General features: G+C 65.5%; 10 protein-coding genes. 6 read left to right on the top strand and 4 right to left on the bottom strand.

Translation table 11 applies throughout. The features are described from left to right. Nucleotides 1-27 precede the first annotated feature (27 nt). On the bottom strand, nt 28-639 hold the full coding sequence (locus tag AC4D12_RS06915) for a peptide deformylase (RefSeq protein WP_490949161.1): 612 nt from the start codon (nt 637-639) through the stop codon (nt 28-30). A 181-nt stretch (nt 640-820) separates the two neighbouring features. On the opposite strand from AC4D12_RS06915, the gene AC4D12_RS06910 reads away from it, so the two are divergent. Then, the gene (locus tag AC4D12_RS06910) at nt 821-3,241 is read left to right on the top strand and encodes an ATP-binding cassette domain-containing protein (RefSeq protein WP_490949160.1); all 2,421 of its coding nucleotides are present in this window, start codon (nt 821-823) and stop codon (nt 3,239-3,241) included. 99 nt (nt 3,242-3,340) lie between these two features. Here the strand turns inward: AC4D12_RS06910 and AC4D12_RS06905 are convergent, their stop codons facing one another. The 3 genes from AC4D12_RS06905 to AC4D12_RS06895 form a co-directional block, all read right to left on the bottom strand. After that, nucleotides 3,341-4,783: a glycoside hydrolase family 43 protein gene (locus AC4D12_RS06905; RefSeq protein WP_490949159.1), complete on the bottom strand. Its 1,443-nt coding sequence runs from the start codon at nt 4,781-4,783 to the stop codon at nt 3,341-3,343. A 65-nt stretch (nt 4,784-4,848) separates the two neighbouring features. After that, complete coding sequence (locus AC4D12_RS06900; RefSeq protein ID WP_490949158.1) at nt 4,849-5,871, bottom strand: NAD-dependent epimerase/dehydratase family protein; 1,023 nt, start codon at nt 5,869-5,871, stop codon at nt 4,849-4,851. 150 nt (nt 5,872-6,021) lie between these two features. Continuing rightward, the gene (locus AC4D12_RS06895; protein WP_490949157.1) at nt 6,022-7,038 is read right to left on the bottom strand and encodes a LacI family DNA-binding transcriptional regulator; all 1,017 of its coding nucleotides are present in this window, start codon (nt 7,036-7,038) and stop codon (nt 6,022-6,024) included. 121 nt (nt 7,039-7,159) lie between these two features. On the opposite strand from AC4D12_RS06895, the gene AC4D12_RS06890 reads away from it, so the two are divergent. Genes AC4D12_RS06890 through AC4D12_RS06870 form a run of 5 tightly spaced genes read left to right on the top strand, consistent with a single transcriptional unit; the run spans nt 7,160 to nt 13,998 of the window. Then, complete coding sequence (locus AC4D12_RS06890) at nt 7,160-8,458, top strand: ABC transporter substrate-binding protein (protein ID WP_490949156.1); 1,299 nt, start codon at nt 7,160-7,162, stop codon at nt 8,456-8,458. A 39-nt stretch (nt 8,459-8,497) separates the two neighbouring features. Continuing rightward, entirely contained in the window at nt 8,498-9,493 is a 996-nt protein-coding gene (locus AC4D12_RS06885) for a carbohydrate ABC transporter permease (protein ID WP_490949507.1), read from the top strand. Next, nucleotides 9,493-10,365, top strand: a complete 873-nt coding sequence (locus tag AC4D12_RS06880) for a carbohydrate ABC transporter permease (protein WP_490949155.1) — start codon at nt 9,493-9,495, stop codon at nt 10,363-10,365. The genes AC4D12_RS06885 and AC4D12_RS06880 overlap by 1 nt, the downstream gene beginning before the upstream one ends. A gap of 34 nt (nt 10,366-10,399) precedes the next feature. Further along, the gene (locus AC4D12_RS06875; RefSeq protein WP_490949506.1) at nt 10,400-12,745 is read left to right on the top strand and encodes a beta-xylosidase/alpha-l-arabinosidase; all 2,346 of its coding nucleotides are present in this window, start codon (nt 10,400-10,402) and stop codon (nt 12,743-12,745) included. Further along, the gene (locus AC4D12_RS06870; RefSeq protein WP_490949154.1) at nt 12,742-13,998 is read left to right on the top strand and encodes an endo-1,4-beta-xylanase; all 1,257 of its coding nucleotides are present in this window, start codon (nt 12,742-12,744) and stop codon (nt 13,996-13,998) included. Before AC4D12_RS06875 ends, AC4D12_RS06870 begins: the two co-directional genes overlap by 4 nt. Nucleotides 13,999-14,057 lie beyond the last annotated feature (59 nt).

The following is a 14,057-nucleotide window of genomic DNA, read 5'->3' as shown; positions in this document are numbered from 1 at the left end:
GTCCGCCGGTCCCCGGCGGAGCCTCGGTCAGAAGCCGAGGCTCCGGCGGGCATCCGCGACCGTCGGCTGGCTCCAGCGATGGTGTTCACGGTCGGAGCTGAGCGAGCGCAGTTCGGCCCGGTCGAGGTACAGCACGCCGTCGAGGTGATCCGTCTCGTGCTGGACGATGCGCGCCGCCCAGCCCTCGAGGACGTCGTCGACCACCGCGCCGTCGGGCCGGGTGTAGGTCAGGGCGACGCTGCGGTGGCGCCCCACCACCGCCTGGTAGCCCGGGACGGAGAGGCAACCCTCGTAGAACACCTCGAGAGAGCCGTTCTCCGGCCGGTAGGCCGGGTTGATGACGGCGGTGAACGGCAGGGGCGAGCGCGAGCGGGCCACGGCAGCCTCGGGGTCCGGCGATCCGGCGTCCTCGAGCACGGCGATACGGAGGGGGATGCCGATCTGGGGTGCCGCGAGGCCGACGCCGGGTGCCTCGTGCATCACACGCCGCATGGTCTCGATGAGACGCCGCAGGGTCGCGTCGTCGAGCTGCCCGTCGAACGGCTGCGCGCAGGCCCTGAGCACGGGATGTCCGGCGGTCACGATGGGCGGCAGATCGTCTGCGAGCACGAGGTCGACCAGGTCGGCGAGGGCCGTCACGGCGATCCCGCGGCGTCAATGGGGGAGTGGGCGCTCATCCACCCACCCTCGCACATGCGGACAGGAACGGGCAGGGCCCTTCTTGTCCGCCACGGCGTGACGACGGAGAATCGAACGGGTCGCCGACGGAGGACCTGGGAATCACGAGGGAGCGGTAACGCCGCCGAGGAACGGACGTGCCATGACTGACATCACCGCAGACACCACGGCAGGAACCACGGCAGACATCAGCGGTACCGGCCGGCCACAGCGGGTGGCAGCCGACAGTCACGACCTGATCAGGGTCCAGGGCGCCCGTGAGAACAACCTCAGGGACGTCACGATCGAGATCCCGAAGCGGCGGCTCACGGTGTTCACCGGGGTCTCCGGCTCGGGCAAGAGCTCCCTCGTCTTCGACACGATCGCTGCCGAGTCCCAGCGCATGATCAACGAGACCTACAGCGCGTTCCTGCAGGGGTTCATGCCGCCCCTCGCCCGTCCGGAGGTGGACCTACTGGAGGGGCTGACCACTGCGATCATCGTCGACCAGGAGCGTATGGGGGCCAATCCCCGCTCCACCGTCGGCACCGCCACCGATGTCAACGCGATGCTCCGGATCGTCTTCTCCAGGCTCGGGCAGCCGCACATCGGCTCACCGCAGGCGTTCTCGTTCAACGTCGCCTCGATCAGCGGGGCCGGCGCGGTCACGATCGAGCGGGGTGGCACCACCGTCAAGGAGCGCCGGAGCTTCACGGTCACCGGCGGCATGTGCCCGAGGTGCGAGGGCATGGGCAAGGTGACGGACATCGACCTCACCCAGCTCTACGACGACTCGAAGACCCTCAACGAGGGGGCGCTGACCATCCCGGGCTACAGCATGGAGGGGTGGTACGGGCGGATCTACAGCGGTACCGGCTTCTTCAGCCCTGACACACCCATCCGGGACTTCACGGCGCAGGAGCTGAAGGACCTCCTCTACAAGGAGCCGACGAAGATCAAGGTCGACGGCATCAACATCACCTACGAGGGCCTGGTGCCGAAGATGCAGAAGTCGATGCTGTCGAAGGACCGCGAGGCCATGCAGCCGCACATCCGGGCCTTCGTGGACCGCGCCGTGACCTTCACGGCGTGCCCCGAGTGCGAGGGGACCCGGCTCAGCGAGGCCGCGCGCTCCTCGAGGATCGACGGCGTCAGCATCGCCGATGCATGCCGGATGCAGATCAGCGACCTCGCCGTCTGGGTCCGCTCGCTCGCGGAGCCGTCGGTCGCGCCGCTGCTGAAGGCCCTGGGGGAGACGCTCGACTCGTTCGTCGACATCGGGCTCGGGTACCTCAGCCTCGACCGTCCCTCCGGCACGCTCTCCGGCGGTGAGTCGCAGCGGACCAAGATGATCCGCCACCTCGGGTCCTCGCTCACCGACGTCACGTACGTCTTCGACGAACCCACCATCGGTCTCCATCCCCACGACATCCAGCGCATGAACGAACTCCTCGTGCAACTCCGGGACAAGGGCAACACCGTCCTCGTCGTGGAGCACAAGCCGGAGATCATCGCGATCGCCGATCACGTCGTCGACCTCGGACCGGGCGCCGGAACCGCCGGCGGGACCATCTGCTTCGAAGGGTCGGTGGAGGGGCTACGCCGCAGCGGGACGCTGACCGGACGTCACCTCGACGACCGCGCGACGCTGAAGTCCGCAGTGCGCGCGCGGAGCGGGAACCTGGAGGTCAGGGGAGCCACCTCCCACAACGTCCGCGATGTCGACGTCGACATCCCGCTCGGCGTGCTGTGCGTCGTCACGGGCGTCGCAGGGTCGGGCAAGAGCTCGCTCATCCACGGTTCGGTGGCCGGCCGCAACGGCGTCGTGGCCGTGGACCAGACCGCGATCAAGGGATCACGCCGCAGCAATCCCGCGACCTACACCGGCATGCTCGAACCCATCAGGAAGGCCTTCGCCAAGGCCAACGGGGTCAAACCGGCGCTGTTCAGCGCGAACTCCGAGGGCGCATGCCCCACCTGCAACGGGGCCGGGGTGATCTTCACCGACCTCGCGATGATGGCCGGCGTCGCCACGACGTGTGAGGTCTGCAACGGCAAGCGCTTCATGGCCGAGGTGCTCGAGTACAAGCTCGCGGGCCAGGACATCAGCGAGGTCCTGGCCATGCCGGTCACCGAGGCGCTCGGGTTCTTCAGCAGCAGCGAGGCGAAGGTCCCGGCGGCCCGGGCCATCCTGAGCCGGCTCTCCGACGTCGGTCTCGGCTATCTCAGCCTCGGTCAGCCCCTGACAACCCTTTCCGGCGGCGAGCGGCAGCGCCTGAAGCTCGCGACGCACATGGGGGAGAAGAGCGGTGTCCTGGTGCTCGACGAACCCACCGCCGGCCTGCATCTCGCCGACGTCGAGAACCTGCTCGCGCTGCTCGACCGCCTGGTCGACTCGGGGACGTCCGTCATCGTGATCGAGCACCATCAGGCGGTCATGGCGCACGCGGACTGGATCATCGACATCGGACCGGGTGCCGGGCACGACGGCGGCACGATCGTGTTCGAGGGCACGCCTGCGCAACTCGTCGCGGCTCGCTCCACGCTGACCGGACGGCACCTCGCTGAGTACATCGGGGCCTGACGGGCGGCACGCAGTGCCGTAAGCCGTGCGCTTGATCTTTGTTGGCTGCTGATGGTCACCCACGATGGTCGGATGCTCGACCGAGCATGACCTGAAGAGCTAACCACCCGCGTATGAAACGCCCCGGAACACCACGGGGTCCTCTGAGACGCCGATGGCGACCACGCCGAACCAGACGCCGAGGAAGCCGCCCGCTACCTCTGAGCTCAGATAGCGCCCGTCCACGGTTATCTGACGTCCGCCACATACGACGGTGTAGTCCTGGTTGTCGGTCCGGAGAGTGATGGGACCGGAGCCCGGGGGTAATTCAGCGACGAGTTCCCCGGATCGCCACACACGCACTGCATCGTGATCGCGAATTGCAAGTAGATAGGCATCCTCGGATTGCCGTGCTGCAATACCTGCGCCCTTGATGAGAGGGACCATCGCTGTGAAGTCGGCGCAGTGGTGCTTCTGTCTCACACCGAGAAATGATGGAGTTCCGATAGCGGACAGTGGCGATGGATCCGGTGGAAGTGCGACCGTGGCGGCAGCCACATCAATGACCGCTCCTAGCGCCCGGGCGTTACGGATCTGATTCCATTCGAGGGCATCCGGCATGTGCGGCGCTACTCTCGGGGCCGGGTCAGCAGCGAGAACCTGTCCGATCCCAGGGGCGAAAACAGGCCAATCCTCTTCCCATGCAACCTCGACGGCGAACGTCTCGCGGCCGAGATTCGTATGGTATCCGCCAGAAGGACGAGCAGCGAGCAGCATGGCTACCCAGTCTCCCTGTGGCGTCTCCACCAGATCGGCATGGCCGACATTCGTCACTGGATGTTCTCGGCCGAAGTGGCGGTGGCTGAGCACAGGATTAGCAGAATAGCCGACGTACGGGCCCGTGACAGACCGACTGCGCGCCACCGAGATCGCGTGACTGAACTCCGTGCCACCTTCCGAGGCGAGCAGGTAATACCAGCCGTTCCGCCGATATATGTGGGGTCCTTCTGCCCACACTGCGCCTTCCAGGGCGCCGTGCCAAAGGTTGTATTTCGGGCCAGTCAGGCGGGAGGACTTCAGATCGAACTCCTGCATCCACACCACCGTCTGACTCGGCCAGTCGGGCTCTTCAGCGAGGTGAGTCCCGACGAACCACGCTCGACCATCATCGTCGAAGAAGAGCGAGGGGTCGATGCCAGGTGCATCGTCGAGCCATATCGGTTCAGACCACGGACCAGTCGGGGTTGTCGACGTCACGAGGAAGTTCCCCTGCCGACCTTCGCCGTGAACCAGTGTGCACACGACATACCAGGTGCCCCGTGCCCACCTGATCGTGGGGGCGAAAAGCCCTCCCGAACTTGGTACCGTCGCGAGATCCAGCTGATCGATTCGATCTATCACGTGCCCGACTTGCGTCCACGAGACAAGATCGGTGCTGTGAAACATCGGCACAGCAGGGAAGTACTCCATGGTCGATGTCACCAGGTAATAGTCTTCACCCACTCGCTGAATGCTTGGATCCGGGTATGTGCCGGCCAGGACTGGCCCCGACGGTAGCTTCATGTGCACCAACTTGTCTGTACTCGGAACGTGTCTGTATTCGGGTCCCCCGGGAGCGCTGTCGGGTGTCAGAGCGGACGTGGGGCGTACGCTGACGCGATCCGGTCCATCAAGGCGTCCATACGGGCGTCCACTGTTCGGCGCGCCGGGTCCGCGTCGTACCAGGCGATGATCTCCCGCGCGCCGTGACTGAAGGGGGTGCTGGCGATGAATCCCGGGACGAGTGAGCGAATTTTCGTGTTGTCGAAGATCATCGTGTGGGATTTGTCGCCCAACAGCCCTGCACCCCATTCGGGGTCCGCTACGGCAATGGCTTCCGACGGCACATGGACCAGAACAGGATTCGGCACGCCGGCAGCTTCCGCGACGAGGGTGTAGATCTGATTCCATGAAGGCGTCTCCTGGCCGGTAATGTGCACGGCTTCACCGATCGCGGAGGTATTTCCGAGCAGACCCGTGAAGCCTTTCGCGAAATCGCGGCTGTGTGTGATCGTCCACAGCGACGTTCCGTCTCCCGGCACAATGACGGGTCGCCCGGCGCGCATACGTTCCACAACGGTCCATCCTCCGTCGAAGGGAATCAGGGTCTCGTCGTAGGTGTGGGACGGCCGGACGATCGTCATGGGGAATCCCTCCTCGCGATAGGCCGCAGTAAGGAGGTCCTCACACGCGATCTTGTTGCGTGAATATTCCCAGAAAGGATTCCTCAGCGGCGTGGATTCGAGGACGGGCATATGTGTAGGCGGTGTCTGATATGCCGATGCCGAACTGATGAAGACGTATTGTCCGGTTCGTCCGGCGAATATCTCTATGTCCTGCTTCACCCGTTCCGGAGTGAAGGTGACCCAGCTGACGACGCAGTCGAAGGTGTGACCACTGATCGCATCGAGGACGGACTGCTTGTCCCGGGAGTCGGCGACGAAAGTGGTGACGCTCACGGGTATCTGACGCAGGTTGGTGGTTCCGCGATTGAGGAGATAGACGTCCATTCCTGCGTCGACTGCCTGTCTCGTGCAGTGGGCGCTGATGATTCCGCTACCGCCGATAAAAAGTACTTTCAAGCCCTGCATGCTTTTCTCCTGATGGTTCATGTGACCCCGCCTCCTGGAAGTTCGCTAACGATACGCCGTGATAAAGCACAATAAGGATGACCAGAATCGATGTGCGTCGGAATGCGCGATCGGCTGGAATCTGGCCGTCGATGCAGATGGGCCGGTTCCCGTTCGCCGCGGTCTCGCCCGTCAGCCGGTAGTAGGCGCGGCCGTACTCTCACGGATCACGAGCCGCGTTGCCAGGTCCATCCGGGGGATGGTTGTGAGGGTGCTCTTGCTCATGCGGATGACGAGCCGCGCCGCTTCCTCGGCCATCGCGGTGAGCGGCTGATGCACGGTTGTGAGCGCAGGGCTGGACCACTGAGCGAGCTGCAGATCGTCGTAGCCGACGATGGACAGATCATCGGGCACACGGAGCCCGAGGGTCCTGGCAGCCTCGATGACGCCGAGCGCCTGAAGATCGCTCCCCGCAAAGATCGCTGTGGGGCGCTCGGGTAGCGTCAGGAGTTCGAGAGCGATGCTGCGGCCGCCGTCGACCTGGAAGTTACCGAAGCGCACGAAGCGTGCATCGATTCCGATGCCGGCCGCGTTCATCGCTGACCGGTAGCCGTCGACGCGGGCGAAGGAGCACATCATGTCGTCGCGTCCGGTGATCGCGGCGATCCGCGTATGGCCCAGTTCGATGAGATGGCGAGTAGCGACGAGGCCACCGGACCAGTTCGCCGACCCGATCGCAGGGACATCCGGCGCCGGGTCCCCGGCTGGGTCGATGATGACGAACGGAATGGCGCGGGACTGGAGGATGGCCTTCGCCTCTGCCGCGAGATCGGCGAAGACGAGTACGACCCCGACCGGGCGCCGTCGGAGAACACCGGTGAGCCAGGCGGGGGACGGCGAGTGGCGATCACCGGATTCCGTGAGGACGACGCTCAATTCGTTGGCGCGAGCGACATTTTCGACTCCACGGATGATCTCCATGGCCCAAGCCGTCTCGAGTTCGGGGAAAACGAGCTCGATCAGGGTGTCCCTGCTGGGTAGGCCCGCACGTCGTTGGTATCCGTGCGTGACGAGAAGCTGTTCGACCTTGGCCCGCGTCCGCGCTGACACGTCCGACCGCCCATTGAGCACCTTGGAGACCGTGGAGAGCGAAACACCCGCCGCGTCGGCCAATTCGTTGAGTTTGACCTTGCGACTCGTGTCGATCATGAGGGTCCGATCCTGATTCGTTGCGGGAAAGGCTTGCGCCTCCCCGGGTTGTCACTGTTACGCTCACCACACACTAGGTGTCTTCGACGAAAATGTCGAAACTTTCGAGAGGCGTTCAAAGATGAACAAGCAAAACATGAGGAAGCTGCTGACCGTTGGGGCGGTATCAGCTTTCGCCCTCGGCGGGCTGTCTGCATGTGGCTCCGACAGCGGAGCAACTGAAGGTGGCGACGTCACCATGACGTTCTGGCACAACTCGACCACAGGCGCCGGTAAGGCGTACTGGGAGGACACCGTCGCATCCTTCGAGGAGGCGAACCCGGGAGTCACGATCGAGATCCAGTCGATCCAGAACGAAGAGATGGACGGGAAGCTCCAGACGGCGCTGAACTCCGGCGATGCACCCGACATCTTCATGGCGCGCGGCGGCGGCAAGCTCGCGGACGTCGTTGCGGCCGGACAGGCCATGGACATCACGGACTCCATCGACGACGCCACCACAGCCGCCGTGCCCGAGAGCGTGCTGAACGCCTTCGCGGTCGACGGCAAGATCTACGGAATGCCGACCGCCCTTCTTCCCGGTGGCATCTACTACAGCCAGGACCTCCTCACCCAAGCGGGCGTCGAAGGAACACCGACCACCATCGACGAGCTCGGTTCCGCCGTCGACGGCCTCAAGGGTGCAGGGATCGACCCCATCGCGGTCGGCGCCAAGGATGCCTGGCCCGCAGCCCACTGGTACTACTTCTTCGCGGTGCGAGCCTGCTCGCAGGACGCCATCAACACGGCCGCCGACACCATGGAGTTCAACGACCCATGTTGGCTGGAGGCCGGCGAGAACCTGCAGGAGTTCGTGGACACGGAGCCGTTCAACAACGGATTCCTCACCACCTCGGCGCAGCAGGGCGCGGGTAGCTCGGCCGGACTCCTCGCGAACAAGAAGGCAGCGATGGAGCTCATGGGAGCGTGGAACCCCGGTGTCATCGCTTCACTGACTCCTGACGAGAAGCCGCTGCCGGACCTGGGCTGGTTCCCGTTCCCCGAGGTCGACGGCGGCGACGGTGAGCCCGGCGCCATGATGGGCGGTGTCGACGGTTTCACCTGCTCCGCTCAGGCCCCCCAGGAAGAATGCACCGCATTCCTGAACTTCTTCATGCAGCAGGAGCAGCAGGAAGGTTACGCGGCGGCGTTCCAGACGATCCCCGCCAACCAGGACGCCCAGGCAGCTGTCACCGACCCGGCGCTGCAGTCGATCCTCGAGGCGTACAACGAGGCACCGTACGTCACCGTGTGGCTCGACACCCTCTTCGGACAGAACGTCGGAAACGCGCTGAACAAGGGCGCCGTCGACATGTTCGCCGGTCAGGGCACAGCCGAGGACATCGTCTCCGGTATGAGCGACGCAGCGGCGAAGGGCTAGCAGCGGATCATGACTGAACCTGCAGGGGGCGCTCCGTCGATGACGGACCAGCGACCGCCGCGGGACACGGTTGAGGCAGGGGACGGCGCTTACGCGGCGTCCCCTGCCGAACCGCGACCCAGACGGCGTGCGACGGACTGGCGCAAGCGCCTCGAGATCACCCTTCTGGCCGGGCCGGCGATCGTCGTCTTCGTCAGCTTCGTCATCTTCCCGGTCGTCCTGGCCGGCTACTACGGTTTCTTTCGCTGGAAGGGCTTCGGGCCGGCTACCGACTTCGTCGGTTTCGAGAACTACCTGATCATCCTCCAGGACAGCGCGTTCCACGATGTGCTGCGGCACAACGGGTTCATCCTGGTGCTCTCCCTGGTCATCCAGGGACCCATTGCGATCGTCCTCGCGCTCCTGCTCAACCAGAAGATCCGCGGCCGCTCGATCATCCGGGTCCTCATCTTCGTCCCGTACATCATCTCCGAGGTCATCGTCGGCATCGGCTGGGGTCTCATGCTGCAGACATCCGGTTCGGTCAACGGAGTGCTCGAGAGCATCGGGTTGGGAGCCTTCCAGAAGGACTGGCTCTCCGATCCGAGTATCGCCATCTGGTCCCTGATGGTGATCATCTCGTGGAAGTACATCGGCTTCGCCGTCATCCTCTTCCTCGCCGGATTGCAGAGCATCCCCGACGAACTGTTCGAGGCGGCCGCGATCGACGGGGCCAGCTACTGGCAGATCCAGCGCACCATCACGCTGCCGCTCCTCGGGCCGACGCTACGGATCTGGGCCTTCCTGTCCATCATCGGCTCGCTCCAGTTGTTCGACCTCGTCTTCATCATCTGGGGCCAGTACGTCGCCTCCACTGCCGGGACCTCCACCATGGCCACCTACATGGTCGCCAACGGCCGCACGTCGGGCAACTTCGGCTTCGGCAGTGCTGTCGCCGTCGTCATGTTCCTGATCTCCCTTGCCATCGCACTGATCTATCAGCGGTTCGTTCTCTCACGCGACACCGCAGGTGCCCTCACAGAAGGAAAGAAGTGATGGCTGTTCTCGAAGCCCCCGGGCGCCCGGCCACGAAGCGTTCGCGGAGTGACCGCCAGGAGTGGGGGAGCCCGGCGACCTACTTCATCGCCTTCGTCTTCATCGCACTCTGTCTCGGACCCGTCATCTACATCATCCTCGGGGGGTTCCGCGACAACTCGCAGATCACCAACTCGCCCGCGGGATTCCCGAACCCGTGGAATCTCGACAACTACGCCGAGGTGCTCGCCAGCTCCACCTTCTGGCGGCAGGTCGGCAACTCTGCGATCGCCGGGCTCGCCACGACCGTCGGAGTGGTGGTGCTCGGCCTGATGGCGAGCTTCATCCTCGCGCGATACAGGTTTGCCGGCCGAGGGGCGATGTACTCACTGTTCGCCGCCGGGCTGATGTTCCCCATGACCGTGGCGATCACGCCGCTCTACATCCTCGTCAGGGAACTGGGCCTGATGAACAGCCTGGCCGGCGTGATCCTCCCGCAGATCGCCTTCGGCCTGCCGGTGACGATCATCATCCTGGTGCCGTTCCTCAAGGCCATCCCCGACGAGATCGAGGAGGCGGCGTCGATCGACGGGACCAGCCGTCTGGGCTTCTTCTTCCGGATGGTCGTTCCTCTGTCACTGCCCGGCGTGGTGACGACGGGCATCCTTGCGTTCGTGGCGAGCTGGAACAGCTATCTCCTGCCGCTCTTCATCCTCGGCGACCAGGCGACGTACACCCTGCCGCTCGGCGTCCAGGCCTTCGCTTCGCAGTATTCGGTGGACACGGCGAAGGTTCTCGCCTTCACCTCACTGTCCATGATTCCGGCACTCATATTCTTCACGCTGTTCGAGCGTCGCATCGTCGGCGGACTCACCGGCGCCGTAAAAGGTTAGGACTCCCTTGAGCACCACGACATCCACGACGACCATGCCTGCATGGCACGACGTGAACGCATCTGCATCCGACCGTGCCGAAGCACTTCTCACGGAGCTCACGCTCGAGGAGAAGATCGCCCAGCTGTTCGGCGTCTGGGTCGGAGCGTCCAATGAGGGAGGTGACGTCGCTCCCCATCAGAACGACATGGACGACGTCGTCGACCTCGATGCCCTCCTACCGAACGGGCTCGGCCAGTTGACCCGGCCGTTCGGCTCGGCTCCGGTGGACCCGGCGCTCGGGGCGTTGTCCCTGCTGCGCAGCCAGCGCCGGATCGCAGCATCCAACCGGTTCGGCATCCCGGCTGTCGCGCACGAAGAATGCCTCGCCGGTTTCGCGACCTGGGGGGCGACCGCCTATCCGGTGCCCCTCGCCTGGGGGGCCTCGTTCAATCCGGGCCTCATCGAGCGGATGTCACACCGCATCGGGTCCGACATGCGCTCGGTCGGCATCCACCAGGGCCTTGCGCCGGTGCTCGACGTGGTGCGGGATGCCCGCTGGGGTCGGGTCGAGGAGACCATCGGGGAGGACCCGTATCTCATCGGCACCGTCGGAACGGCGTACGTGCGTGGCCTCGAGGCCGCAGGAATCGTCGCCACTCTCAAGCACTTCGTCGGATACTCGGCGTCGAAAGCCGGCCGTAACCTCGCGCCGGTCTCGGTCGGTCCGCGTGAACTCGCGGACGTGCTGCTCGTCCCGTTCGAAATGGTCATGCGGGAAGGTAAGCCGCGTTCCGTCATGCACTCCTACACGGACATGGACGGTGTGCCATCGGCGGCCGACGAGTCGTTGCTCACCGGAGTCCTGCGCGACGCCTGGGGTTTCGACGGCACGGTCGTGGCCGACTACTTCGGCATCGCCTTCCTGAAGATGCTTCACGGCGTCGCGGGTTCGTGGGGCGAAGCCGCCGCCCTCGCGCTCAGTGCGGGCGTCGACGTCGAACTACCGACGGTGAAGACCTTCGGTGCGCCGCTGGCCGACGCGGTCCGGTCGGGCGACCTGCCCGAGGCCGTCATTGATCGTGCCCTCCGGCGTGTGCTGCGCCAGAAGGTCGAACTCGGACTGCTCGATCCCGACTGGGACGCCACGCCCGAAGCGTTGCGGGACGTCAACGTGGACAACGCGGAAGGTATCCGCGGCACCATCGACCTCGACAACGCCGGCAATCGGCAGGTCGCCCGCGAGATCGCCGAACAATCCATCGTGCTGGTGAGCAATGACGGGACCCTTCCGCTCGCCGCCCCGCGCCGGATTGCGATCGTCGGGCCGACGACCGATGACCCGTTCGCCGTCCTGGGCTGCTATTCGTTCCCTGCGCATGTCGGCGTGCAGCATCCTGACACACCCCTCGGTATCGAACTGCCCACCCTGCTAGCCAGCCTCCGCATCGAGTTCCCCGACGCCGACATCGAGTACGTACCAGGCACGACGATCGATGGAGGGGAGACCGCCGGGATCTCCGCAGCGGTGGACGCCGCGACGCGGGCCGACGTCGTCATCGTCGCCCTCGGCGACCGGGCCGGGCTTTTCGGCCGCGGCACGAGCGGTGAGGGCTGCGACGTCGAGTCGCTTCGTCTGCCCGGGGCCCAACAGGATCTTCTCGACGCCGTCCTGGCGACATCGACTCCTTCCGTCGTCGCCCTGCTCGCTGGACGACCCTACGCGCTGGGATCGGCTGTCACGGGCGCCGGCGCCATCCTGCAGGCGTTCTTCGCAGGGGAAGAAGGAACCGTGGCACTGGCCGGCATCCTCTCCGGCCGGGTCAATCCGAGCGGCCGTCTGCCTGTCAGCATCCCGGCCTCGGAGGGCACGCAGCCGTCCACCTACCTCGCCGCGCCCCTGGCGCGCTCCAACGGCGTGTCGAGCATCGACCCGACCGCGGCCTTCGCGTTCGGGCACGGGATCGGCTACACGACCTTCGACTGGAGCGCCGGCCAGCACGGGCCGGATACGGTCGGGGTCGACGGAACGGCGACCCTCGGCCTCCGTCTCCGCAACACCGGGGACCGTCCCGGGACGGAGATCGTCCAGATCTACGTCCACGATCCGGTCGCGTCCGTGGTGCGCCCGGTGCAGCGTCTGGTCGGTTTCCAGCGCGTCGACCTGATGCCCGGCGAAGCCGTCGAGCTCTCGATACAGGTCCCCGCAGATGTCACCAGCTTCACCGGCCGGAACGGCGAGCGGGTCGTCGAACCGGGGGAGATCGTCCTTGCTCTCGGAGCGTCGAGCAGCGATCTGCGGATCACGCACTCGGTGCAGCTCTCCGGTGGAACCCGCGTCGTGGGCTTCGACCGGGCCTTCCACCCGAGCTTCACCGAGATCGCCCGCAGCGCCTCATGAGTGTCGATCACCGCCGGGGAACCGTTCAGATCACCGTGCTGGACGCTGTCGGCAACCCCGTGCGCAACGAGGATGTCACCGTCGAACAGCAGCGTCATGAGTTCGCCTTCGGCAACATCGGTTTCGACTTCATCCCGCTCGCCAATGGGGAGACCGCGCAGGACACCGCGGGGGAGGCCGTTTTCGGCGGGGCGCAGCTCGCCGGCCTGCCGGAGCTCGAGACGATGTGGCTGGACCTCTTCAACACGGCGACCCTTCCGTTCTACTGGCGGGGATTCGAGCCGACCCGCGGCAAGCCCGACACCAGAAGACTCCTCCGGACCGCCTCGTGGTTCGCCGAGCACGGAGTGACGGTCAAGGGGCATCCGCTGACCTGGCACACGCTCACACCCGAGTGGCTCACCGGTCTACCGGTGGCGGAGATCGAGCGGCTGCAACGCGGGAGGATCCGACGCGAGGTCACCGACTTCTCAGGGGTCATCGACACGTGGGACGCCATCAACGAGGTCGTCATCATGCCCGTGTTCACTGCGGAGGACAACGGCATCACCCGGCTGGCGCAGAGCATCGGTCGCGTGCCCATGATTCAGCTCGCATTCGAGGAAGCCCGTGCCGCCAACCCGTCGGCGACGCTCGTCCTGAACGACTTCGACCTGTCGAGCGACTACGAAGCCCTCATCGAGGGCGTGCTCGAAGCTGGGATCGCCGTGGATGCAATCGGCCTGCAGACCCACATGCATCAGGGGTACTGGGGAGAAGAGGCCATACTTGCGATGGTCGACCGATTCGCCCGCTTCGGGCTTCCCCTCCATCTCACCGAGACGACCCTTCTGTCGGGGCACCTCATGCCGCCGGAGATCGTCGACCTCAACGACTACCAGATCCCCTCCTGGCCATCGACGCCCGATGGAGAGGCCAGGCAGGCGGACGAGATCGTCCGCCACTATCGCTCACTCGTGGGCCACCCGGCCGTGCAGGCCATCACGTACTGGGGGTTCACCGACGACGGAGCGTGGCTCGGTGCGCCGGGCGGGTTGGTTCGCGCAGACGGCACGCCGAAACCGTCATTCCATGCACTGCGGTCGCTGATCAAGGGTGAATGGTGGCTGCCGCGGACGTCGTTGCGCACGGATGATGACGCGCGCCTGTCGATCACGGGTTTCTACGGTGACTACGTGATCGAGCGGGACGGGCAGAGTGCGCCGGTCTCGCTCTCGCAGAAGGGTGGAACGGACACCGTCCGATTCCGCTGACTCCGGGCGTGATCGCGCCAGCCGGACCACCCGCACCCGGGCAGGGAGCCGGGCCTCCT

It is taken from the genome of Arthrobacter sp. TJ-266 (assembly GCF_058269115.1).
Note: the sequence above shows the minus strand (reverse complement) of the source record. Positions and strands in the feature narration are given on the sequence as shown.

What these genes read in the sequence shown, in the direction of transcription:
- AC4D12_RS06905 (WP_490949159.1), bottom strand. Translation starts at nt 4,783, where the DNA reads ATGAAGCTACCGTCGGGGCCAGTCCTGGCCGGCACATACCCGGATCCA.
- AC4D12_RS06880 (WP_490949155.1), top strand. Translation starts at nt 9,493, where the DNA reads ATGGCTGTTCTCGAAGCCCCCGGGCGCCCGGCCACGAAGCGTTCGCGG.
- AC4D12_RS06910 (WP_490949160.1), top strand. Translation starts at nt 821, where the DNA reads ATGACTGACATCACCGCAGACACCACGGCAGGAACCACGGCAGACATC.
- AC4D12_RS06885 (WP_490949507.1), top strand. Translation starts at nt 8,498, where the DNA reads ATGACGGACCAGCGACCGCCGCGGGACACGGTTGAGGCAGGGGACGGC.
- AC4D12_RS06870 (WP_490949154.1), top strand. Translation starts at nt 12,742, where the DNA reads ATGAGTGTCGATCACCGCCGGGGAACCGTTCAGATCACCGTGCTGGAC.
- AC4D12_RS06890 (WP_490949156.1), top strand. Translation starts at nt 7,160, where the DNA reads ATGAACAAGCAAAACATGAGGAAGCTGCTGACCGTTGGGGCGGTATCA.
- AC4D12_RS06900 (WP_490949158.1), bottom strand. Translation starts at nt 5,871, where the DNA reads ATGAACCATCAGGAGAAAAGCATGCAGGGCTTGAAAGTACTTTTTATC.
- AC4D12_RS06875 (WP_490949506.1), top strand. Translation starts at nt 10,400, where the DNA reads ATGCCTGCATGGCACGACGTGAACGCATCTGCATCCGACCGTGCCGAA.
- AC4D12_RS06895 (WP_490949157.1), bottom strand. Translation starts at nt 7,038, where the DNA reads ATGATCGACACGAGTCGCAAGGTCAAACTCAACGAATTGGCCGACGCG.